Below are 24579 nucleotides of genomic sequence, written 5' to 3' on the forward strand. Positions count from 1 at the left end.
AGCAAACTACTATATACATAGTGTTAACTTCATTTTAAAGTCTTTACAATTAACCCTTTCCTTAATTGTATTTTTTTGGTATTCTTATATACGAGTCCTATTTTGTAATATAAAAACAATACCCATTGTAGAGCTGTAATACTCTTATCTCCTAATCTGTTATAGTTTTTATAACAGAACAAAAAAGTGTACATATGTTGTACACTTTTTTGTTACCTATAAAATATCTCTTTTTCTATTTCCATCATGGAATCCACCACGACTGCCTGTTAATGCAATTAATTGCTCTAACCCTTCTATATGATCACCAATAATTCGAAGTACAGCTGGTGGATGACCTATTTTAGCAAAATGTTCACTGGGTCGAATACGGTTCATCTTATCGACTTCAACACGACTTACACATGCAACTTCAAATCCTGAAAGAATAGCTTTCACTTGAGCTACACACGGTGCCAGTAAAGATCTATATCCAATTTCTTTCAAACACTTACGACTAAATGCATTCGGTACAGCAATAAGAGAGCCTACACCTAGATCTTTTCTATCACAAGCTAAATTTAATGCATATTTAAATGCAGTTACAAGATGAAGCGGTACTCTTAAATCTAAATAATGATTTAGATCATTTAATGCAACATCTGTTCCATCTGCAATAGCTTTCGCAAAAGGATATAACTCACTCGCTGGAATAACAAAATCGCCGTCTATAAATAATACAATTTCTCCTTTTGCGAAATACGTTCCAAGTGAGCGCCCCACATCATTTCCGAGTGCTTCTTTATATACGATTGTCGTTGCTCCCTTTTCTTTTGCAATCGTTGCTGTTTGATCAGACGAACCATTTACAACAACGATAATTTCAAAAGGTTCAATTTTGCGAAGTTCTTCTATAACGTTTCCAATTGTTTTCTCTTCATCTTGTACAGGAATAATGACCGATAATTGCTTTCCCTTATACAAATTCGATGTAACGCCCCATCCTTGATAAAAATCTTCAAAATCTAAAGTATGATAGACACTATCTCTTTTCCTATTTCCATCATAATACCCTCCGCGCTCATCGCTACCTACTATTCGCTCCGCTACAGCTTCTATATGGTCACCTATCATCCGTTTTTCAGAATGAGAAAGACCCGTGCCATACGCAGCATGCTCGGTCGGCCGAAATTTATTTGGTGTAATAACGTCAATTGCACAATGTCGACTAATTCTCCATTTGCTTTGAACAAGACGTAAATGAGCGACAATAGGATTAACAAAACATTCATACCCAATGCTTTGAACAACTTCTTTCGTCAACGCATGAGGTACAGATAATAAAGAGTCAATTTTTAACTCCTCACTCTCTAACATTGCATTTAATATTTGGCGCCACACTGTCACTGAGTGCGGTTTTTGTTTCTTTAAAAATAACGCATCCAAATTATTTAAAACGATGTCGGCCTGATCATGTAAAATTGGATTTAGGAATAATTGTAACTTTGAAGTTTGAATAACAAAATCTCCATCTATAAATAGTAATACATCACCTATCGCGTGTTTTGCGCCAACTGCACGGCCCACATCATTCCCCAGTAGCTCTGTATACTTGATTACTTTACACCCTAAACGATCAGCAACCTCTTCTGTACCATCGTTACAACCGTTTGCTACTACAATAATCTCTACTGGATTTAATCCTTTTGCCGATTGAATAACGTCTGAAATCGTATCCACTTCATTACATACAGGTATAATAATCGATAGTGACTTAGCCATTGTTTTCTTCACGAAACCATTTAATAGTTTCTTTCAACCCTTGTTCCCACGTTACTTTCGCTTGAAATTGAACAAGTTCTCTTAATTTCGTTACATCTGGTCTTCTATTTGGAATTTCTTCAAAGCCATGTGGATATACCTCTTCGAAAGGAACTTGAACAATTTTTGAAGAAGAATTCGTTAATTTTTTTATTACTGCTGCTACTTCTTTTATACTCTTTTCATTCTCAGAACCTATATTAATAATCTCACCATTTACCTTCTCATCCATTGCTCGAATCGTTGCCTCTACCGCATCGCTTACATACGTAAAACAACGTGTCTGCTTTCCATCTCCATATACGAGAATGTCTTCTCCTCGCAGTGCTGCACGGATAAATCTTGGGATTACCCCTGCATACGGACCATCTTTCGCTCTTGGACCATAAATATTAAAATAACGAACAATCGTTACAGGTAAACCTTCTAAAGCGTATCCTAAACATAATGTTTCTTCTAACGTTTTACAAATTGCATAACTCCAACGTATTTTAGAGGTTGCACCGTATAATCGATCTCCTTCTTCAGAAAAGGGCGGCTTTGCCTTACCATATACTTCTGAAGTAGACGCAAAAACTACTTTCTTCTTTCCTTTTAGCGCTGCTTGTAAAATGTTTCTCGTTCCATCAAAATTCGTTTCAATAAGCTCTATGCTCTTTTCCATTGTCGTTTTCACACCTAAAATTGCTGCTAAATGAAACACTACATCATGTTGATTTACTAATTCATAAATAGAATTTTTATCTAAAACACTTATTGGAATAACCCGAATTTCTTTCATTAACTCATCATGATATTTATTTTTCCCTTTATAGAAGTTATCAACGATAGTGACATCATAACCTCTTTTCACCAGCTCTTCAGCTAAATGCGATCCAATAAATCCTGCTCCACCTGTGATTAAACATTTCTTACTCATACACTCACCTTCTTTATAATTCCACGTGTATCTATGACTTGCTTTATCCCTTTAAAAACCTTCCAATCGATATTAGAGTGGTCTGTTAAAATTAAAATACAATCCGCTTGTTTAACGACTTGTTCATCCAAAGAAACAGATTGATACACCTTATCTCCAAATTTTGCAGAAGAAATATATGGATCGTGATACGCTATCTCATATCCTGCTTTTATTAACAATTCAATAATTGGCAACGCTGGCGATTCTCTTAAGTCATTTACATCTTTTTTATATGCAATCCCTACAATTAAAACCGTTGCAGGTGATTGCACCACACCTTTTACTTTCCGGACCACTTTCTCTGGCATTTCCTCATTAATTACATGTGCCGCCTCAATTAATTGACTAATTGCTCCATTCTTTTTTATTCTCCACTGGAAATATAAAGGATCTACCGGAATACAGTGTCCCCCTATCCCTGGTCCTGGCCAATATGGAGTAAACCCAAATGGTTTTGTAGATGCCGCTTCAAGTGCCTCATAAAAATCAATTCCTAAACTTTCACATAGTGTATTTAACTCATTTACTAATGAAATATTGACTAAGCGCTGAATATTTTCAAATAGCTTACACATTTCTGCTACTTTTGGGGAGCTAACTGGAACAACTACATCAAATATAGTGCTATACAAAGCCTGTACTTTTTGTTTACACATTTCTGTTTGTCCACTAATGACTTTTGGAATCGTTTGAACTGAATAGTGACTATTAGCTGGGTCAATTCTCTCAGGAGAATACCCAATATAGAAATCTTCTCCTACCTTTTTTCCTGTTTGAGAAATAATCGGAATAATAACTTCCTCGAGCGTACCTGGATATGTGGAACTTTCGAAAATGAAGGTTTGTCCTTTTTGAAGGTTTTGTTGTATATAATGCGAAGCTGAAATGAGGGCACTTAAGTCCGGTTCTCTTTGTTCATTAATTGGAGTTGGGACAGTGACAATAACATAATCACTATTTTGAAAATCAGCAATACCTTGATCCGGTGTATTGACTATTAATTTTTTTCTAGTCAATAAACTCTGTAACAATTTAGAAGAAACATCTGGAATATAACTTTCTCCCTGTATAATTGATTCTATTTTTCTAGTATCTTTATCTAATCCAAGCACTGTATGTCCTCTCTCTGCAAAATGAACTGCCAAAGGAAGACCAACATATCCTAATCCGATAATGGCAACTGTACTACTAACATTCATCTGTATTCTCTTCTTCCTTTCTCAATTGTTGAATGATATTTCTATTCCGCTCTCCATCTGTAAAACTCCCGCGCTCGTCTGTGGATTGCAATAAATATGCAATCGCCTCAAGTTGATCACCGAAAATACGATCAAATGCTGGAATACGCCCATTTACAAATCCATGTTGCTCTGGGCGTACTCGATTTGTTTTTATGACATCTACAAAGTCTACCGCTGTAATAGAAAATCCCTCCAAAATAGCTTTCATTTGAGCGAGTGGTGGAATGATAAGAGAATCATATCCGATTTTCTCTATTACCTTTTTATGCATAGCATGTGGTACTGCCGTTAATGAGTTATTCCATAAATCTGGTCGTTTCGCTACCAAATTCACAAAATATTTTCCCATGCTAATTGGGTCTGCCGGATGAAACATATCTAATAAACACTGTAAATCATTCAATGCCACATCATTTCCATCTTCGATAGCATGTAAAAATGGAATTAGTTTTTCCCCTGGAATAACAAAATCACCATCGACAAATAAACAAATATCGGCCGTAGCATGCATAGCTCCTATCGCTCGGGCTACATTATGTCCAAGCGCTTCCTCAAATTCAATAACAATGACATTCTCTAGCTTTGCTTGTTTAACTGTCTCAACGTCCGCTCCATTCGCAACAACTATAATTTCATCTATACCTGATTTTTTCACTTCTTGTATAACAGATCTTATAGTCATCTTTTCTTCTGATACTGGGATAATTGCACTATATTTCGCTTTTTTCTTTTGTAATAAAACTGGTTTATACTTTCCTATAAATTCTCTATCCCTCTTTCCTTCCGAAAAGCCGCCACGCTTACCATATATTTCGATTACGTATTGCAAAGCACGTAAATGATCCCCCATAATACGGCTAGTCGCTTTCGGATAAGGAGAACCGGGTGATGTACCAGTATGAACAGGACGCACTTTATTTGTATGAATGACATCGACTGAAGCCATATCGACAATATCTACTCCTCTAGACATCGCCATCGCTTGAAATAGTGCTGGATCCGCTAAATTCCACCAACCAAACTTCTGAATAACTTCCCTACTCATTGCATGCGGAATTGCGATTAAAGATCCAACAACAAGCTCTTTTTTATTCAAATAACGATTCAACATAAATTTTCCAACTGTCGTATAATGCGGTCTCATCTTTAAATAAACGGACCATGTTAAATTATTCACAACAATTTGGTGGCCTTGCTGAATACCTTTTATAAAACGTTGCAGCTCTCTATGATCAATGACGATATCACCATCTAAAAACAAAACAATGTCGCCTTTCGCTTCTCTTGCACCAATTGCCCGTCCAACATCATTACCAAGAGAATATTTATAATAAATGACATGGCAATGATGTTGTAAGGCTATTTCTTTTGTTCCATCTGTCGACCCATTATCTACTACGATAATTTCATATGGTTTCAATTTCTCCACTTCTACTAAGACTTGTGATAAAGTACTCGCTTCATTATGCGCCGGAATAATAACTGATACCCTCATACTTGTACCACGCTTACCCTTCCAAGCGAACATAAGAAATGATAGGAATACGTACAACTACATCTTCCGGTGGTCCATAAGAAGGAGAAGTACGAACACTTACTGCCCCGTCTGTCACAGATAACAAAATACCCGCAACAATTTCGACCGCTGTCACAACTTGCACTAGCTCACCAACATGGTTACGTAATTCTTCAGTAAATAACATATATAAGTCTCCTTTCTTACGCTTCTTTAATTGATATAATACTTGTAAATGGTAATAAAACTTCTGTTCCTATTCCTTCTTGCAGTGTTAAGAAATCATCACCAACTGCTACAATTACACCTGTTAACTGTCCAACTGTCACCGTAATTTCTACATTTTTACCTAAATACTGCTCTGCAATTTCTTTAAAAGGTGATGTATTACATTCTTTTAAAATGTTACAAATAATAGATTGAAATCTACTTGATTCAATAAATTCTTCCGTAGCTTGCTTGGAGTTTCTTTGAATAAACCTCGCGAAGTTTTGCGAAAACAAAAGTCGTTCCACAGCAGGCAATAACTTATTATCTAAAAAATAATCTAATTGTCTATTAAACAATCTCGATAACTTTTTCCAATACTTACCGAATAAACACATACACTTCTCCTCCTATTATTTTTAAATTATAAAAATATATCCATACATCTTAATGTATACAAAGCAGACTCTTTTTGTGATAGGTAAGACATACATTTTTCAACGAAACAATATGTTCTAACAATAAAAAAGATAGATGGCATTCCATCTATCTTTTTTACCTCTTAATTTTTAATTGTAACTATCGCAGAGACACTGTAATAAACCGCTCGTGGTATTTCTGCCCGTTCACTTATAGAAGAAGCTGTAACAAGTGAACCACCGCTTGCCGAGAAATACTTAACAGCTTCTAACGGAATACCATCTTCTTTCACATCAATATGCGTTCCATCTCGCCATTCTATTTTCTGCATTGTTGCTGAAAAGTCCCCAGTCACTTTACCAAATTCCTTACCATCCGATCCTAGAAAGATCCATTCCCACTTTTTTAAACTTAGTACTTGTTTCAACTCTCCTAATTTCTCTCCATCTACATTAGAAAAAATATAAAAGTTGCGTACTCCCATCTTCTTTTGAACACGCAATAATCTTTCTCCCGATTGATTATATAAATAAAATTGTTACTTATGTAGTCCCTTAAAAAGAAAAGAGAGTACAGCTTGCCATACACTTTGAATAACAAAATCATACTCTTCTTTTAAAAATCCTACTGTATTTCCATCTAATCCAAAGTATGTAATTACTTGAAATACTCCTACCTCTTTGCGAACGACAAATTTTTGTTGCTCCAATAATTCAGAGGTCTCTATATTATAATGTTCCTGTTTGAGCATTTTTGATCTTCGTTTTTCTATAAAGCTATATATTAATAATCCAAATGCCGGTAGTACAACACCTATTAATTTCAGATTTTCTTTCTCCGAAGTGAATAGCATCCCTTTTTTATATTCCATCACTAATCCAATTGCGACGATAATCCATACAATAACAGATAAAAAAAAGATGCGCTTTGCATTACGTTCATGATGCTTATGTATACTCATACCCCTCCCCCTTTTCCATTTATTTCATTATCTCATTGCACATACACTTCCTCAATAAAAAAAACTACCCAAAAGGATAGTCTCTTACACTTCAATATTTCGTAACATCGTATAAATGTCATTATTCACTTTACCAAAAGATTTAATGTTGTTTTGAATGTTAGATAATAAAACAACATACACACTACCATTTTTACTAAATCCATTTAAACAGTTCCAGCCTGGCATTACACCGTGATTCGAATAACTTCCCGGGTCTACGTACCATCCAAACCCGTAATCTTTTTTTCCACCTGTAAACATTTGATCGTAGCTTTCTTTTGAAATCAACTTTCCAGAGAAGAGCGCTTCATTAAATAAATATAAATCATGGGCACTTGTATATATATCACCACAACCATAAAGTTGTGACATACTTGGAATATTAGGTGTTGTCATATTGTTATTTACTATTTTATAACCTGTCGATGGAAATCTCGTTTGTTCTAGCTCTCTACCAAAACCAGAATGTTTCATACCAGCAGTAGCAAAAACATGTTGTTTAATATACTCTTCTAACGGTTGTCCGCTTACCTTCTCAGCAATATAGGCAAGTATCGAATAGTTAGAATCGGAATACTTCCATTTCTCTCCTGGACTTCCAATACGCTTTTGCTTTCCTATTCGTTTTATCAATTCTTCATGAGAGATATCCTCTGTTCCCTGCTCGTACTCTGGAATTCCTGATGTATGTGTTAGTAAATGTTTTAACTGAATGCCCTTACCTTGAGGGAAATCTGGAATATACTTCGCAATCGTATCCTCTACATTTAACTTATTTTGATCTTTTAATTGCATAATAGCAGTCGCTACAAAAGCCTTTGAAATAGAACCAATATAAAAAGTTGTCTCTGAATTATTCGGTACTTGTTTCTCTTTATTCGCCATACCGTATCCTTTATTCAAAAGAACCTTTCCGTTCTTCACAATAACCGCTGTCCCGCTAAATCCTGTTTTTTGCAAATATTGATCTAATTGAGCGTTTTCATTAATTTCTTGAGGTGGTCCCTCAGCAGGCTGTTCTGCAGCTTGTGCTTGCTTCACTTGTTCTTCCTGCTCTATTTGTTTTTTTGCTTCTTGCTTCTTTTTTTCTTCTTTCTTTTTTAGCTCTTCTTGTTTCTTCATTTCTGCTGCTGCTTTTAAAGTTTCTTCTTTCTTATTATGCGCAACAATTTTTGTATACATGAAATATACAAGTGAAAATAGTAAGACGAGAATGATTGTTCTTTTTATGTATACAATCGGCCGACGTGATTTCCCATTCGCATTATTTTTTTCGTGATCCATGATTACTTTTTTCCCCTTATTCACCAATAATTTAATCTCTCTACTAAAGATTTATTTTAGTAGATTATGGATAATCCATTCTATGTCATCCCTACTTTATCACGCACTGCACATATTACCAACCTATATGTATAAAAAAGAAAAAGAAAATTTACAAAAGTAAGATTCCCGTTAAATTTTTAACATAAAAAAAGAGGATATCCTCTAAAAACTGATGTTATCAATCTTTTTGGATATCCTCTTATCTAATTATTTATACGTGTTTTTTCATATCATCGGCAACAGATTCAACATTTGTACCTACGATAACTTGGACACTCGTGTTACTTAATTTCATAACACCTTTTGCACCAGCACGTTTTAATGCTGCTTCGTTTACTTGACCAGCATCTTTCACTTGTAAGCGTAGACGTGTCGCACAGTTATCAATAACTGTTAAGTTTTCTTTTCCGCCTAAAGCTAATACGTAAGTTTCACCAATTGAACCTGCAACTGGAGCTTCTTCGCCTTCAGCTACTTCCTCTTCATCTTCACGACCAGGAGTTTTTAGGTCGAACTTCTTAATTAAGAAGTAGAATACTACAAAGTAAATTGCTGCGTAAATTAAACCGATTCCAGCTAATAATACTGGTTTTGTTGCAATACCGAAGTTTAAAGCATAATCAATTGCACCGGCACTAAATGAGAAACCATCGTGAATACCAAGTGATGTTGTAATGAATAAAGAAAGACCTGTTAATACAGCATGAATACCATATAATACTGGTGATAAGAACATGAATGAGAATTCAATTGGTTCTGTAATACCAGTTAAGAATGAAGTTAATGCTAGACCACCTAACATACCTGTAACCATTTTACGTTTTTCTGGTTTAGCAGCCGCAATCATTGCGAAACATGCTGCTGGTAAACCGAACATCATAACTGGGAAGAAACCTGTCATGAACATACCTGCTGTTTTATCACCCGCAAGGAAACGAGCAATATCACCATTCACAACATTACCTGCTGCATTTGTAAAGTCCCCAAATACGAACCAGAAATATGTGTTCATTACGTGGTGTAAACCGATTGGGATTAATAGACGGTTTAATAAACCAAACAATCCTGAACCAATTGCACCTAAATTAACAATTCCGTGAGCTAATGCATCAATGCCATTTTGAATTGTTGGCCAAATTTGTGCAAATAAAATTCCTAGTATTAGCATTACTACCGATGTAACAATCGGAACGAAACGTTTTCCAGCAAAGAACCCTAACCATTCTGGAAGTTTAATTTTATGGAATTTATTATAAAGAAGTCCTGCTATAACACCAACAATAATGCCACCTAAAACTTTCATATCCACTTTAGTCGATAATTCGGCCGCCTTAGATACTTGTGTCATTGTATCTGCAAGCTTAGATGGATCAACATTAGCGCTATTACCTATTAAATCTTGGACTTTGCCTAATTTATCTTGTAATTCAGCAGTAGAATACCCTTTGCTCAGTGCATCAATACTGTTTTTCATAACTAGATAACCAATTGCACCTGCAAGACCTGCTGCACCACTACCATCAACTGAAAGACCGATTGCAATACCAATTGCAAAAATAAGTGCTAAATTATCAAAAACTGCTGCGCCAGCCTGTGCCATAACAGGAATATCAAATACATCTGGTTGCCCTAAACGAAGCAATAATCCTGCTGCTGGTAGTACTGCGATTGGAAGCATTAACGCTTTACCAATACGTTGTAGAAACTGCAACATTTTAATTCCCCCTAATTCAATTTATGAAATCGTTATCATTATAAGTACGCCTTAGAAAACGCTTTCTATTTACATAACCATAATAACATATAGTTGTATAGATGTGTAGTTTTTATTTTTGAATTTTTTATGGATAAATCTCCTATTTCCAAACTGTTATATAAAAGGAAAATTCTCCTTTTTCACTACAGAATACGCGAAACGAAAGACCCACTATAGAACATGCAACTTTCGTTTTATCATTCCACTTTTTCATGTTATTATTTATTTCCGAGCATATCGGGAAAAGTAAACTTAGTTAATTCGAAATAGGAGCGTTGGTACTATGCAGTGCATTGAAACAAACAACTTACAACAGTTGTTAGAACAAGTAAAACCATATACGAAAAAAGGAAAGCTTGCTACTTATATCCCCGAACTAGGAAATGCCAATCCAGATGATTTAGGGATTGCCATTTTTCATAAAGAAACAGAATACATCCATGCTGGCAACTCACAAACACTATTCACTCTTCAAAGTATTTCAAAAGTAATTACACTTGCACTTGCCCTTTTAGATCGTGGTGAAGAATATGTATTTTCTAAAGTTGGAATGGAACCAACCGGTGATCCATTTAATTCTATTATTAAATTAGAAACGACAAGTCCTTCTAAACCACTTAATCCAATGATTAATGCAGGGGCACTAGCCATTACAAGCATGTTAGCAGGAAAAGATAATGAAGAAAAAATGGATCGCATTCTTCATTTCGTACGTGAAATAACAGATAATCCTACTATTAATTATTCTTCTAAAGTTGCCAATTCAGAATTAGAGACAGCTTACTTAAATCGTTCACTTTGTTACTATATGAAACAAAACGGAATTATTGATTGTGATATCGAAGAACTGATGGATTTATACACTCGTCAATGTGCAGTTGAGGTAAACTGTATCGATTTAGCACGTATCGGTTTAATTTTTGCGATGGATGGATATGATCCATATAAGGAAAAACAAATTATCCCTAAGCATATTACAAAGATTTGTAAAACATTTATGGTTACATGCGGTATGTATAACGAGTCTGGTGAATTTGCGATTCGCGTTGGTATCCCCGCAAAAAGTGGTGTAGCTGGTGGCATTTTCGGCTGTGTAAAAGGCGAAATGGGAATTGGTATTTTCGGACCAGCTTTAGATGCAAACGGAAATAGTATCGCTGGTTTTAAAATTCTTGAACTTCTTTCTGCTCAAGAAGGTTGGAGCATTTTTTAATTGAGAGCTATCCTGCTATACTAGCAGGATTTTTTCATTTCATAAAATCCTCAACTTTATCAGCTATCCGTCCCCTTACAAAAACCGTACTGAAAGTTTCTCTATATCATGCATATTTGCTCCTCCCTCCTGAATAATATAGTACAACCTAGCGCTATATGTGGAGGTGTGAAAGATGAAACTAATATTTCAAATGGGAAAACAGCCTGTTCTTGAAAAAACAATTCTTCTTTTTATATTGAGTATTGTAGAAAGCTTGAAGTTAAAAGTTGTTTCACTCGATGAAGCTCACCGATACATATTCAATTTAGAAGTACTTGAACTATTAATGGATCGGAACATCGATGATCAAGTACTTGAACTTATTCATTTCGGAATGGGACTTGAAGACATTCATCATGTGCTTCCTGAAGAACTTGAACATACAATCGAAGAATTAAAGTGGCTTTGTATCCAAGTATTAAGTGAGTACAGTATGCACGAAGAATCGGAACAATTAATTGAAGATATACGTTAAAAAAAAGCACCTATGTAGGTGCTTTTAATGTTTTTTCAAACTATTTTTATACGCTTCAATATTTACTGGTAGCTCTTCCTCTTCCAAAGTATGTTCATTTACATCTTTATGAATGAACGCACCTTTAGGTGGTTGGTGATCATGCCCTTTTTTCTTATGATCAAATGCTTTCCCGCGTCCCATACAAATCCCCCTTTCTTAAAAGAAATCCGTATTAGTATGGAGAAAAGTACGTCGATATATGCAATCCCTTGCTGTATTTCCAAGGAAATACTCGAACCTTGTTTTCTACTCTCCTTACAACAACTGATCTATCCCGATAAGAATTAATAACACGCCCGCAATAACCGTAGCCCATTTCCCTAAGTATTCTGCTAAATATCGTTTTCCTACATACGCAAAACCACTTATGCAAATAAAACTAAACACCCCAGAAATAGTTGCTGTAAGCCAAAGGTTCAAGTTTGTTACTCCAGCATCAAATCCACCTGCAATATTATTAATAGACAACGCAATCCCTAAAACAATTGCTTCTGAAAAACTAATTGTTTTAGAACCATCAAAATCTGCTTTTTCTGGATCACGTAAAATCCCCATAAGTACATTACCATCTTTAGAGCCTACGGTATTTCTTTGCCCCAAGAAAGGCTGGCACAAAATAAACACACCGATTATCCCTAAAACGATTGCTCCAATCAAGTTTGCTGTAAACTCTGAAATAAATAACGCAATCCAGTTCCCAAAAAATCCAGCTAATAAAGTAAATAAAAAACCAAAAAATGCGATGATAAAATTGTTGAACCACGAAATTCTAATTTTACGAATGCCATATGCAATCCCAACACCTGCATTATCTAAATTAGAAGCAATCCCAATTAAAAAAATTGAAAATAGACCTGCCGTACTCATAAATAGCCACCCCTTTTTCTCACTTTTCAATGCATCTTATGAAAATGTTGAGCAACTGTGCCTGTCTGTTTCATATACATGTAATAAATACTCAACATTTTTTCAACAATAAAAAGGAGTGCCTTCGCTATGCCTAAAGAAAATCCAAATGAGCGGCTTAGTAGATTAATAAAAAAACTTTTAAAAGAACGTGCCTTATCTATGCGTCAACTCGGAATGCTTACAAATATTGATCCCGCAACAATCTCAAGAATTATGAATGGTAAACAACCGCCAAAACAAAAACACCTACAAAAATTCGCAGAATGTCTGCAAGTTCCACCCCAATTGTTATTTGATGAAATGTATCCGGATTCTCCTCACATTAATAAAGAAAAGACGGATATGTACACATCTCTTGATACAATTCAGCAAACGCTGCAATCCTCTAACTTATTCGATTTCGACTACACAACAACCCGCGTAAAACAAGAACTTGAAAACTATGAACGATATGCGCAAACAACAGAGGGTGAAAAACGTATTCATGAAAGTTTTGCAAGCAAGTTAGAACAAATTGATAGTGCTGGTCCTTTCATTGAACAATTAACGGATATGTATCAACAATTTTGCAATGAAACGATTCCAAAAGAAGAGCGTGCAGTCCTTGGCGGCGCATTACTGTATTTCATTTTATCGACAGATATTATTCCCGACTATCTCTTTCCAATTGGTTATTTAGATGATGCAATTGCTGTTGAATTAGCGAAAGAGAAATTAATTGAGCTAAAACGAAAGACATAGAAAAATAAAGAACTATTTCAGTTGTTTCTATCCAACTCTGAAATAGTTCACTAAAAAATCGTACAAGTATACATACCTGTACGATTTCAACATACTAATCTATTTTTTTCGTATGACACCATTCGTATATAAATGCTGTTATTACTTTTGTAAATTCAATTAACTGTTCTATTTCTACTTTCTCATTTATTGAATGAGCTTCCTCTAATGTACCTGGTCCGTAAATAACGGCCGGAATATGAAATTCACTAAACCAACCACCATCCGTTACCGTTGCAGACATATCTAAAATTGCATTTTTAGAAAGAATTGATTCGTGTACTGAGCTAAGCGTTTTTACAGCTGCATGTTCACTATCTATTTCTAAAGAAGGAAAAATTTCGCCACGATCCACAATCATTGATTCTCCGCCCCACTTAAATTGTGGTGGATTTTCAGTTAGCCATGGATCGGCAGCTGCCACTTTCCCAATATACTCTTCAATTTCTTTTATTATTTGTTCATGTGTTTCATTCGGATAAAAGTGTACTGTTATCCATAACCGGCACTCATCCGCAATAAATGCTGCATGTCTTCCGCCTTCAATAACAGCTGGATTAATTGTTGTTGTTCCAAATGGATAGCCTTCATATGTTTTCATGACTGCCCAGTGACGCTCTAATTCTTGTAAACTTTGCACAATTTTCATCATTTTTTCAATCGCGCTCGCTCCGAATAAACGACCCCCTGCATGGACCATTTGCCTACGTGTTGCATCATGAAACGTTTGCGGGCTTTTCACAGTAATCCACCCAGTAATTACGCCGCCCTGTCCTTGCATATGTAAATCACTCGTATCTACTACGACTGCAAAATCAGCATCATACCCTCTTTTGCAGCATTGAAGTGTACCCGCTTCTCCCACTTCTTCCCCAATTACGGATTGAAAGATTAGATCTCCAGGTAATTCAATACCAGCTTCTTGTAATAGCTGAATAGCAAATAGTGCCCCAGCCAGTCCCCCTTTCATATCTGCTGCACCACGTCCAACTAACCAACCATCTTTTATAAATGGCTCAAACGGATTCGTTTCCCACGCCTCACCTGCTGATATTTCCGCTACATCCATATGCCCATTAATAATAAGACTTTTATATGTGTCACTTTCTATCCCTTTTTTCACCCCAACAACGTTCGGATCATTCGGATATACATCCCATTTATCAACACTAAAATTTCGTTTTCTTAAAAACTGTGCAACAAATTCTTGCGCCTCATTTGTGTTTCTCGCCGGCGGTGCTGGTGTTTCAAAACGAATTAAGGTTTTTGTAAGCTCTAGTAACTCATCTTTTCGTAAATCAATCTGTTCTAATAGCTGTGAAACTTCTTCATTCATCGCTAATCCCCCTTTGCATACATAGTATGTTTCCAGCTTTATTTTCACAAAAAAAGAGACTGTTTACAATTTTACAGTCTCTAAATTACTCAATATTATAAACTTTCTACTTCTGTTTTATCTATCTTTTCAATATGTTCTACTTTATGTGCCTTATTTCTTGTCGCACGGTAAAACAGTAAGCAAACAATCATAAATGGAATTCCACAATATAACGCCATTCTTTGTTCTGGAATAAAGGCCATACCAACAATTACTGTTACATTTAATACTAATGCAAGCAGTGGTACGAATGGATACAGTGGTGTTTTAAATTTCAAGTCTTTCACATCTCCGCCCTGCTTTATATATGACCTTCTAGCTAATAAGTTAGATAAAGCAATAGATGCCCAAACTAATATCGCTCCGAACCCGGCAATAGAAAGTAGCCATAAATAAACTGTATCTTCCGCATAAATACCTGATAGTAATGAAAGGCAACCTACAATTGTACTTACAATCAATGCATAAATAGGAACACCATTTTTAGATAACTTACCAAAAATCGGACTAATCATTCCTTGATTAGACATAGACCATAGCATACGAGAAGTTGCATATAATCCTGAATTTGCAACGGATAGAACCGCTGTAATAATAACGAAATTGATAATATCGGCTGCATAAGGAATACCAATTTTATCAAATACAACTACAAATGGACTTTCTATTACTCCCGCCTGTTGCCAAGGGAATAATCCTGCAAGAATAAAAATAGATAATACAAAGAACACGAGTATACGCCAAACTGTATTATTAATTGCCTTCGGAATTGTTTTCTCTGGATTTTCACTCTCACCTGCTGCAATACCGACTAGTTCTGTTCCTTGGAAGGAAAAGTTAACAGCAATCATCGTAATTAAAATAGCGGATAATCCATTTGGAAACAATCCACCATAATCAGTAAAACTAGAGAACATTGGTGCTGGTTCATTTCCTTTCATATCTAGAAAACCAAACATCGCTGCCCCGCCCAAAATAATAAATGCAATGATTGTAATGACTTTAATACTTGCAAACCAAAATTCAACTTCTGCAAAACTTCTTGAAGATAACGCGTTAATAGCAAAAAGTAGTACCGCAAACACTACGCACCAAACCCAAGACGGTACATCAGGAAACCAGCGTTTCATTAAAATACTAACTGCAATTAGTTCAATACCTATTGTAGCCGACCAGTTTAGCCACGACATCCATCCGACTACATAACCCGCTGCAGGGGAAATATGCTTTGTAGCATACGTTTGATAAGATCCTGCGTCAGGCATCGCAACAGCTAATTCTCCGAGACAGAGCATCGTTAAATACATAACAAATCCTCCAACAAGATAAGCTACAATCGCTCCTCCAGGTCCAGCTTCATGAATTGTATACCCCGATCCTAAAAAAAGTCCGGTACCAATAACTCCTCCAAGTGCAATCATAAATATGTGTCTGCTTTTCAATTCCCTTTTTAATCCTTGGTTTTGATCCATCATACAAATCCCCCCTTTTCCCTTTGGAAACCCATTTCATGTAAGCGTTTTTATTTTTTTATACGAAAAATAATTATTGAAAAGAGCAAAATACATAGTATTAATCACTACCTGTTATTAAAAGATCATCCCTCACTGTTATTAATAACTTTTGATCAGCGATAGCTTGTCCTTCTACTACTTCTAATGACTCGATATACCCACTGATTCCTACCTTAATTTCTACTTTCTGTTTATCTATTGTTTCAATTAACGCTAATTTCTCCCATTCGTATACGTAAGAACTTTCCATAACAAATAACTTCTCAACTTTCCCGTAACAAGGACTATAACCGTCTTCACTTTATACACTCCTCCTTCTTATTAATTGGTACTGAAACGTTGCATATCCCTCCTTTAGAGATTTCAACTATTCTTTATGCAAAATGCGTACCAATCTTAAATTCCTATTTAAAATGAGGGTTCCTCACAAAAAAATCTTCATAACCGCAAATTTTTTCTACCGTGTAAAAAGTTTTAAAAGGAAAATCGCAAAAAAAATTTTGCGGTTTTATAAGAATTTTAATAAAATTATAAAAAGTCAGTCTTCATAGGGTGAAATGAGGAGAAGATAATCTATGCGTACAGAAGAAATTAATTTGAAACAGATCATTGAAATGAATATGCTATATGAAACTTTGCTCAATGAACTCGATATCGGGATTCATATTATTAATGAGGAAGGTAAAACGATTATCTATAACCGTAAAATGATGGAAATTGAATCAATGGAGCGCTCAGATGTGCTATATAAAAGTCCTTTAGAAGTATTCGCATTTGAGGAAAATAAAAATAGTACTCTTATAGAAGCATTAAAATTAGGAAAAACAAACAAAAATATAAAACAAACTTATTTTAACAATAAAGGGCAAGAAATTACGACGATTAACAATACTTTCCCTATAATAGAAAATGGAAAAATTAAAGGCGCTATTGAAATTTCAAAAGAGATTAGCAATTCTAAACAAACAATGAAAACAAACCTTTCCCGAAAACAAAATAATAAGTTTACCTTTGATCACATAATTGGTGATTCTGAAGCCATTCAATCAATCATTGCGGAAGGAAAAAGGGTAATTCGTACATCCTCCTCTATACTTCTCGTAGGAGAGACAGGCACTGGGAAAGAACTATTTGCACAAAGTATCCATAATGAAAGCCAGCGTTCAGGCAAACCATTTATTTCACAAAACTGTGCCGCTATACCTGATACGTTAATGGAAAGTTTATTATTTGGTACGAACCGAGGTGCATTTACAGGAGCTATCGATAAAGCCGGTTTATTTGAAGAAGCGAACGGAGGAACTTTGTTATTAGATGAGATCAATTCGTTAAGTCCAGCACTTCAAGCGAAGTTACTGCGGGCTATACAAGAAAAAACAATACGAAGAGTCGGAGGCACACAAGAAAAAGAAATTGATGTTCGCATTATAGCAACTATTAATGAAGACCCTCTTGAAGCTATTACACACAATCGATTACGGGAAGACTTATATTACCGATTAAGCGTCGTTACTTTATGCCTCCCGCCGTTACGCGAACGAAAAGAAGATATTCCCGCTCTTGTTCAGCACTTTATCGAAAAGTACAACATTCAATTTGAACTTAGCGTAACAGATATAGATGTACATGTAAGAGAATTCTTGTATGCATATGATTGGCCCGGAAATGTACGAGAATTGGAACATATCATTGAAGGTTCAATGAACTTGGTTGAAGATGAAAATATTATTACAGCGTTTCATCTTCCCACTCGCTTTCGCGAACGAATAAAAAAAGAATTCAATACGCAACCTTTCCTAACTAATAACGATACTGATACACCTAAAACATTAAAACACACAATAGAAGCAATGGAAAAGAACTATATCAATCAAATTCTAAAAGAATATCACGGTAATATCTCACAAGCTGCAAAGTTTTTAGGATTAAGTAGACAAAACTTACAATATCGAATTAAAAAACTGCATTTACACATATAAAATAAGACTTTAATCAGTGGCGGTTTTGTCCATCTTCGACTGATGACTAGCCCTCACCAATTAGTCTTTTATTGCCTATTAAAACGGGATCAATCTGTTTCCAAGTACAAATAAAAAATTGGTAAAATATGATATAATTAACATATAACATACTTGAAAGGAATGATATATATGAGTAGTAATACAAAGTTAAAGTTATTACAATACTTAGCCTTTTTCCCTACCATTGTATGTATGATGTTACTAGTTGATATAAATGCCTATCCTTATGCAAAGCTACTAGCAACACTTAGCGGCTCTTTTGCAGCTATTATGCTTGCTGCTTTTTGGAATTTGAAGATACGTATGAAGAAAGAAAGATCTTCTTAACGCTAAAGCATAAAAAAAATCGAGCCTACACAGCTCGATTTTTTTACTGATTATTAAAACTCAACATTCTCCAAATACAAACCACTTGCCTCAGCAAGGCAATTAATCTGATTACGTTGTTTCGCCTCTAAAATGTGTGGAATCGCCTCTGCATCTAATTGTCCTAATCCAACTTCAATTAATGCTCCAACAATTTTTCGTACCATGTTATGAAGGAATCCGTTACCACTTACTCTAATTTGTACAAATCCTGCCTCTTCCATCACATCAAGTGTATATACTTCTCGCACCATAGACTTTTTCTTTGATTTTGCATTTGAAAAAGCAGTAAAGTCATGTGAACCAACTAAATGTTTCGCAGCTTCTTTCATGCTTTTCACATTTAATTTTTTATTCACATGCATGCTGTATTTACGCATAAATGGGTTCGTATGCTCTTCATTCCAAATTTTATACAGATATGTTTTTGCTTTAGAATTGTAACGAGCATGGAATCGATCATGTACTTCTTCCACATTTGTAATGCTAATATCATTTGGCAAATATTGATTTAAATATTTTTTTACTTTATGTTCCACTAACTTCTCATCACTTTGAAAGTTAGCAACTTGATTCAAAGCATGTACACCAGCGTCTGTTCTACTACAACCGATAATTTCAATTTCTTTTCCGACCATTTCGGAAATGACACTTTCGATTTTTCCTTGAATCGTATTATCGTTATTACCGAGACGTTGCCATCCTTTAAAACGTGCACCATCGTACTGAATCGTTAATTTATAATTGTTCATTTTATTCTCCTTCATAGAAAATATTCCCTCATATCGTGAGGGAATATAAATACACTTTACTTTCTAACAAGCTTCACTACATTTTCTACATGGGCTGTATGCGGGAACATATCAACTGGTTGTACATATTCCACTTCATAGCTCTTCATTAACGCTTGTACATCACGTGCTAATGAAGAAGGGTTACAAGATACGTAAACAACTTGTTTCGGCTTCACTTTTAAAATTGTTTCCAGTAATTTATCATCGCAACCTGTACGAGGTGGATCGACAACAATTACATCTGGACGCCATCCTTCTTTTACCCATTTCGGTAGCCATTGTTCAGCTTTACCTGCTTCATATTTCGTATTTGTAAATCCGTGGCGCTTCGCATTTTTTCTTGCGTCTGCAATTGCTTCTGGAATTACATCCATACCACGTACTTCCGCTGCATCATTTGCAAGCCAAAGTCCGATTGTACCAACACCACAATACGCATCTACAATTTTCTCATTGCCAGTTAAAGCAGCGGCTTTTTTCGCTTCATTGTATAAAACAACCGTTTGTTCTGGATTCAACTGGAAGAATGCACGTGCTGATAATTCAAATGATAAATCACCAAGTGTTTCTTGAATTACTTCTTTTCCAGCTAATTTAAATGTTTTATCACCGAAAATAACAGATGTTTTACGCCAGTTTACATTTTGCATAATTGATTTAACAGCTGGCATCTGTTTTTGTACTTCTGCAATAAATTGTTCTTTATTTGGCAACTCTTCTTTTGTTGTAATAAGTGTAACTTGTACTTCCCCTGTTTGAACTGCAGTACGTGTCACAATTGTACGTACTAAACCTTTTTGTTTTTTCTCATTGTAAATAGAAACATTTAATTTTTCTAAAATACGTCTTACAACTTTTGTCGCTTCATTCGTTGCTTTATGTTGAATCATACAATGAGCAATATCAATTAGCTGATGTGAATTTTGTTTATACAGTCCTGTAATAACCTTTTCGTCTTTACGCCCCACTTGTAGTTGACTCTTATTACGATAATGCCATGGATTTTCCATGCCAAGCGTCGGACGAATTTTCTCTTCCAAACCGTTGTTCATATACTTCTGGAATGCTTGTACAACGATATCACGCTTTTGATTTAATTGTTCTTTATAGTCTAAATGTTGCAATTGGCAACCGCCACACTCTTCATATACCGGACATGGTGCTTTCACACGATGTGGTGAAGCTTTACGAACTTTTTTCACTTTCGCTTCAGCGAAGCCACGCTGAATTTTCGTTGTTTCTGCAACAACTTCTTCTCCTGGTAATGCCCCTGGAATGAAAACAACTTGTCTCTTAAAATAACCAACGCCTTCTCCATTAATCCCAAGACGTTTAATTGTCACAGGGAACGTTTGACCAACTTCCAACTTACTCTCATGTTGCTTTTGTATCATTATTACACCTCTACTCTATACTTTTCCATAAATATAACGCTGCATAACTGCAGTATGGTTCACACTCTTGTTTCACTTTTTCTAAAAATGCATCATCAGGCTTATCATCTAATTGAAATACACCTTGTACTGCACGCTGAATCCCAATATCCGCTTTCGGAAACATGTTTTTCCGTCCAAGCCCAAACATTAAAAAATTTTGCACTGTCCATGTACCAATCCCCCTAATTGGTAACAATTGTGCTGAAATCTCTTCTTCCGCCTTGGTTTCTATACTCGCTAAATTTAATGTACCGCTGGCAATACTTCGACCTAATCCTACTATATATTCAGCCTTTCGCTGACTAAACTTCTGCTCTCTCAATTCCTCTATTGAAATATTTGCTACTATTTCTGGAGTGGGGAAAAAGAATACACCGTTCTTTTCTGTTCCATATCGTTTCACAAACTGTTCTGTTAACACAGTAGCAAATTTCAAATTTATTTGTTGATGAATGATACAGCGAAGAAGACAAGCAAAATAATCAAATTCTAAAATAATTGGAGTATAAGCATATGTTTCAAATAGTGGACGTAATGATGTGTTTAAAAAATGATTTTGTATATCTTGAAACGGTTCATTCCAATGAAAAATGGCCCTCATTCGTTTCATAACTTTCTCTGGATCTCCTGTCTGACTAGAAATCCAAAACTGTGGATTTTGAACAGTACCAATCCCTTGCAGGCGAACAACAATCTGTTCCTCGTCTATACAAAGCGGGACATAAATAACTTTCTCATCTAATTGAATGACGTTAAGAGGATCAAAAGATAAACGTTTTAATACTTCTTCAAAATGATACGGATACTCTAACGTAACATGTTCGCTCCACATACGTTTCCCCATCCTTTTTACACATCATTATAGCATGAGAAAACCGCAAGCATACATGCTTACGGTTGATTGCTTTTTACTAAGTCATCTAGACTTTTAAAATGATACCCTTTCTCGCGCAAATCATCAATGATTTTCGCAAGTGCTTCTGCATTATCTTTTGATATTGCATGAAGTAATAAAATAGATCCTGGATGAATCATCGTCATAACATTATTATGCGCATATTGCCATCCTCTTTGCTCATCCACTTTCCAATCCAAAAATGCAAGTGACCAAAATACATTATAGTAGCCCATTTCTTTCGTAAGAGCTAACGTTCTTTCACTAAATACGCCGCGCGGGGGACGTACATATTTCACTTCTTTTTGTCCGGTTACTTTTTTAATTTCTTCCGTTACACTCGTTAATTCTTGACGAAGTTTCTCATCATTTACCGCTGTGAAATCAGGATGGCTCCACGAATGGTTTCCAATAATGTGTCCTTCATTCTTCATTCTTAACAATAAATCTTTTTGTGTTTTAATATAATGCCCCGTTACAAAGAAAGTTGCTGGTACTTTTTTCTCTTTTAATACGTCTAAGATTTTTCCTGTGTATCCATTCTCATATCCATTATCAAATGTTAAATAAATATCCTTTTTCTTCGTATCCCCTAAATAAAAACCACCATTTTTTTGTAGCAAATCTGTATATAACTTTCCTGCATCTGGTACTGTTTCATTTTTAGGGCGCGGGATTCCCCAGTTATGTGGAGTATTTGTATAAGCTAGTGCCGAAACTGGAACAAGTGCCATCATAATTGAAAAAATGAGACCGATATATAACCATTTATGTTTCATAAATAGTCTCCTTTCCATATATAATCGTACTCGTAGTTTCTGTTGCTACGCATTCTTTCATGCTGAACATGTTTTTCTATATATACCAAAAAAATGCATCTCGAATCGTTCGAGATGCATTTTTGTTTACTTAAATACTGGCTCTTTAAAGCTAGCTAATTTTTCAAGTGATGTTTTATCAACATCTGCATGTAAGCTATTACCGTGAGAATCCATCGTTACAACTGCTTTAAATCCATCGATACGTAAATGCCACATTGCCTCTGGAATACCAAATTGTAAGAAATCAACATCTTTCACTTCTTTAATACATTCAGCATAATATTGCGCTGCACCACCGATTGCGTTTAAATATACACCACCGTGTTCTTCTAAAGCTGCTAATGTTTTCGCACCCATGCCGCCTTTTCCAATGACAGCTCTAATACCGAATTTCTTCATAATATCACCTTGGTACGGTTCTTCACGAATACTTGTCGTTGGACCTGCCGCTTTAATTTGCCAATTGTCATTTTCATCTTTCACAACAACTGGACCACAGTGGTAAATAATTTGTCCATTTAAATCTACTGGACAATCGTTATCCATTAAATGCTTATGAATTGCGTCACGACCTGTATACATCATGCCATTAATTGTTACAACATCACCAACGCGAAGTTCACGAATTTGCTCTTCTGTAATTGGCGCTTGTAATACAATTTCACGCTGCTCCGTTTTTTCTTGTACTTCTTGCTCCAGTGTATCTTCACCTTCTTGATATAACCAATCCATAATTTCACCTGTTTCAGGATGGATTGTTACACCAAGGCGACGGTATGCCCAGCAATTATACGCCACAGATACGTAGAAACTAGCTGGCAGACGGTTATACACGCCAATTTTACAGCCAAGTAAAGTTGTTTCTCCGCCAAATCCCATCGTACCAATGCCAAGCTTATTCGCATTTTCTAATACATATTCTTCAAGTTGTTGTAATTCTGGGATTGGATTGACATCATCTAATGTACGGAATAATTGATTTTTTGCTAATTCGTAACCTGATGTGCGGTCTCCCCCGATACCAACACCAATTACACCTGCACTACATCCTTGACCTTGTGCTTGATATACCGCATGAAGAAGGCATTTACGAATCCCTTCTAAATCGCGGCCAGCTCGTCCAAGTCCTTCTAGTTCACACGGTAAGCTATACTGAATATTTTTATTCTCACAGCCACCCCCCTTTAGGATTAAACGTGCATCAATATAATCTTTTTCCCATTGTTCAAACTTAATAACCGGTGTACCTGGTCCTAAATTATTTCCACTATTGTCTCCAAAAAGAGAATCAACAGAATTTGGACGAAGTTTACCATCTTTTGTCGCCCGCTCAAGCGCATTATAGATAGCTTCCTTCAACTTTAATTGATTCACACCAACTGGTGTATAAATTTTAAACGTTGGCATCCCTGTATCTTGGCAAATTGGCGAGATGTTATCATCAGCCATTTTAATATTATTTGTAATTGTGCCAAGTGCCATCGCAGAACGAGTCCCTGCATTTTCTCGCTCTTTCGCTTGTTGAATCGCACGACGAACATCTTTCGGTAAGTTCGTTGACGTTTCAACAATTAGTTGATACATGCTTTCTTGAAGCTTTTCCATTGTTACTTCCCCCTCAATTGTGAACGCTACCAAAACGTTATGAGCTGAAATTTCCACT

24 protein-coding genes and 1 pseudogene are annotated in these 24579 nt (G+C 35.6%); 5 read left to right on the forward strand and 20 right to left on the reverse strand.

What is annotated here, in order from left to right; translation table 11 throughout:
* Window positions 1-216: 216 nt before the first annotated feature.
* The 10 genes and pseudogenes from QCI47_RS25605 to QCI47_RS25650 all read right to left on the reverse strand — a co-directional run bounded on the left by QCI47_RS25605 (window position 217) and on the right by QCI47_RS25650 (window position 10444).
* On the reverse strand, window positions 217-1761 hold the full coding sequence (locus QCI47_RS25605) for a glycosyltransferase family 2 protein (RefSeq protein ID WP_001129992.1): 1545 nt from the start codon (window positions 1759-1761) through the stop codon (window positions 217-219).
* Window positions 1754-2719 (reverse strand): NAD-dependent epimerase/dehydratase family protein, encoded by a 966-nt coding sequence (locus QCI47_RS25610; protein WP_000037033.1) that lies wholly within the window; start codon window positions 2717-2719, stop codon window positions 1754-1756. Before QCI47_RS25610 ends, QCI47_RS25605 begins: the two co-directional genes overlap by 8 nt.
* Window positions 2716-3960, reverse strand: coding sequence for a nucleotide sugar dehydrogenase (locus QCI47_RS25615; protein WP_353811983.1), 1245 nt, complete (start codon window positions 3958-3960; stop codon window positions 2716-2718). The genes QCI47_RS25610 and QCI47_RS25615 overlap by 4 nt, the downstream gene beginning before the upstream one ends.
* Window positions 3950-5530 (reverse strand): glycosyltransferase family 2 protein, encoded by a 1581-nt coding sequence (locus QCI47_RS25620; protein ID WP_139339160.1) that lies wholly within the window; start codon window positions 5528-5530, stop codon window positions 3950-3952. Before QCI47_RS25620 ends, QCI47_RS25615 begins: the two co-directional genes overlap by 11 nt.
* Window positions 5511-5705, reverse strand: a complete 195-nt coding sequence (locus QCI47_RS25625; protein WP_000899481.1) for an LSm family protein — start codon at window positions 5703-5705, stop codon at window positions 5511-5513. Before QCI47_RS25625 ends, QCI47_RS25620 begins: the two co-directional genes overlap by 20 nt.
* 16 nt (window positions 5706-5721) lie before the next feature.
* Window positions 5722-6123, reverse strand: a complete 402-nt coding sequence (locus QCI47_RS25630) for an LSm family protein (protein ID WP_000335520.1) — start codon at window positions 6121-6123, stop codon at window positions 5722-5724.
* Window positions 6124-6287: 164 nt separating this feature from the next.
* Window positions 6288-7106 (reverse strand): annotated as a pseudogene (locus QCI47_RS25635) (sugar ABC transporter ATP-binding protein).
* 84 nt (window positions 7107-7190) lie between these two features.
* Window positions 7191-8432, reverse strand: coding sequence for a serine hydrolase domain-containing protein (locus QCI47_RS25640; RefSeq protein ID WP_071742198.1), 1242 nt, complete (start codon window positions 8430-8432; stop codon window positions 7191-7193).
* A 253-nt stretch (window positions 8433-8685) separates the two neighbouring features.
* Entirely contained in the window at window positions 8686-10188 is a 1503-nt protein-coding gene (gene nagE / locus QCI47_RS25645) for an N-acetylglucosamine-specific PTS transporter subunit IIBC (protein WP_000938895.1), read from the reverse strand.
* A gap of 142 nt (window positions 10189-10330) precedes the next feature.
* Window positions 10331-10444, reverse strand: coding sequence for a hypothetical protein (locus QCI47_RS25650; protein ID WP_001992445.1), 114 nt, complete (start codon window positions 10442-10444; stop codon window positions 10331-10333).
* 69 nt (window positions 10445-10513) lie between these two features.
* Here QCI47_RS25650 and glsA point away from each other — a divergent pair, with 69 nt between their 5' ends.
* Together glsA and QCI47_RS25660 are read left to right on the forward strand one after the other, a co-directional pair.
* Window positions 10514-11443: a glutaminase A gene (gene glsA, locus QCI47_RS25655; protein ID WP_001149849.1), complete on the forward strand. Its 930-nt coding sequence runs from the start codon at window positions 10514-10516 to the stop codon at window positions 11441-11443.
* Between the two features lie 175 nt (window positions 11444-11618).
* Window positions 11619-11960, forward strand: a complete 342-nt coding sequence (locus tag QCI47_RS25660; RefSeq protein WP_000766603.1) for a DUF3969 family protein — start codon at window positions 11619-11621, stop codon at window positions 11958-11960.
* A gap of 24 nt (window positions 11961-11984) precedes the next feature.
* On the opposite strand, the gene QCI47_RS25665 is transcribed toward QCI47_RS25660, so the two are convergent.
* Window positions 11985-12143: a hypothetical protein gene (locus QCI47_RS25665; RefSeq protein WP_000532409.1), complete on the reverse strand. Its 159-nt coding sequence runs from the start codon at window positions 12141-12143 to the stop codon at window positions 11985-11987.
* Window positions 12144-12257: 114 nt separating this feature from the next.
* Window positions 12258-12869: a manganese efflux pump gene (locus QCI47_RS25670; RefSeq protein WP_000100725.1), complete on the reverse strand. Its 612-nt coding sequence runs from the start codon at window positions 12867-12869 to the stop codon at window positions 12258-12260.
* Between the two features lie 129 nt (window positions 12870-12998).
* Here QCI47_RS25670 and QCI47_RS25675 point away from each other — a divergent pair, with 129 nt between their 5' ends.
* The gene (locus QCI47_RS25675; protein WP_001123717.1) at window positions 12999-13652 is read left to right on the forward strand and encodes a helix-turn-helix domain-containing protein; all 654 of its coding nucleotides are present in this window, start codon (window positions 12999-13001) and stop codon (window positions 13650-13652) included.
* 94 nt (window positions 13653-13746) lie between these two features.
* Here QCI47_RS25675 and QCI47_RS25680 read toward each other — a convergent pair whose 3' ends face one another.
* From QCI47_RS25680 to QCI47_RS25690, 3 genes are all read right to left on the reverse strand, one after another.
* Window positions 13747-15027: an acetylornithine deacetylase gene (locus QCI47_RS25680; protein WP_061536350.1), complete on the reverse strand. Its 1281-nt coding sequence runs from the start codon at window positions 15025-15027 to the stop codon at window positions 13747-13749.
* 95 nt (window positions 15028-15122) lie between these two features.
* Window positions 15123-16544 (reverse strand): amino acid permease, encoded by a 1422-nt coding sequence (locus QCI47_RS25685; RefSeq protein ID WP_309422964.1) that lies wholly within the window; start codon window positions 16542-16544, stop codon window positions 15123-15125.
* Between the two features lie 97 nt (window positions 16545-16641).
* Entirely contained in the window at window positions 16642-16833 is a 192-nt protein-coding gene (locus QCI47_RS25690) for a biotin/lipoyl attachment domain-containing protein (RefSeq protein WP_483299107.1), read from the reverse strand.
* 325 nt (window positions 16834-17158) lie between these two features.
* On the opposite strand from QCI47_RS25690, the gene QCI47_RS25695 reads away from it, so the two are divergent.
* Together QCI47_RS25695 and QCI47_RS25700 are read left to right on the forward strand one after the other, a co-directional pair.
* Window positions 17159-18562: a sigma-54 interaction domain-containing protein gene (locus QCI47_RS25695; protein WP_001258438.1), complete on the forward strand. Its 1404-nt coding sequence runs from the start codon at window positions 17159-17161 to the stop codon at window positions 18560-18562.
* A 171-nt stretch (window positions 18563-18733) separates the two neighbouring features.
* Window positions 18734-18931 carry a hypothetical protein gene (locus QCI47_RS25700; protein ID WP_000097847.1) on the forward strand — a complete coding sequence of 66 codons (198 nt, stop codon included), beginning with the start codon at window positions 18734-18736 and terminating at the stop codon, window positions 18929-18931.
* Window positions 18932-18984: 53 nt separating this feature from the next.
* On the opposite strand, the gene truA is transcribed toward QCI47_RS25700, so the two are convergent.
* The 5 genes from truA to fumA all read right to left on the reverse strand — a co-directional run bounded on the left by truA (window position 18985) and on the right by fumA (window position 24521).
* Window positions 18985-19722, reverse strand: a complete 738-nt coding sequence (truA, locus tag QCI47_RS25705) for a tRNA pseudouridine(38-40) synthase TruA (protein WP_001067307.1) — start codon at window positions 19720-19722, stop codon at window positions 18985-18987.
* A gap of 56 nt (window positions 19723-19778) precedes the next feature.
* Window positions 19779-21158 carry a 23S rRNA (uracil(1939)-C(5))-methyltransferase RlmD gene (gene rlmD, locus QCI47_RS25710; protein ID WP_000615223.1) on the reverse strand — a complete coding sequence of 460 codons (1380 nt, stop codon included), beginning with the start codon at window positions 21156-21158 and terminating at the stop codon, window positions 19779-19781.
* A 10-nt stretch (window positions 21159-21168) separates the two neighbouring features.
* Window positions 21169-22032, reverse strand: a complete 864-nt coding sequence (locus QCI47_RS25715; RefSeq protein ID WP_000269439.1) for a DNA-3-methyladenine glycosylase family protein — start codon at window positions 22030-22032, stop codon at window positions 21169-21171.
* Window positions 22033-22091: 59 nt separating this feature from the next.
* Window positions 22092-22874, reverse strand: a complete 783-nt coding sequence (gene pdaA / locus QCI47_RS25720; protein WP_000681213.1) for a delta-lactam-biosynthetic de-N-acetylase — start codon at window positions 22872-22874, stop codon at window positions 22092-22094.
* A gap of 126 nt (window positions 22875-23000) precedes the next feature.
* The gene (fumA, locus tag QCI47_RS25725; RefSeq protein WP_000413517.1) at window positions 23001-24521 is read right to left on the reverse strand and encodes a class I fumarate hydratase; all 1521 of its coding nucleotides are present in this window, start codon (window positions 24519-24521) and stop codon (window positions 23001-23003) included.
* Between the last annotated feature and the right edge of the window lie 58 nt (window positions 24522-24579).

Origin of the sequence: Bacillus cereus group sp. RP29 (genome assembly GCF_040459765.1) — a bacterium.
GTDB classification, from domain to species: domain Bacteria; phylum Bacillota; class Bacilli; order Bacillales; family Bacillaceae_G; genus Bacillus_A; species Bacillus_A paranthracis.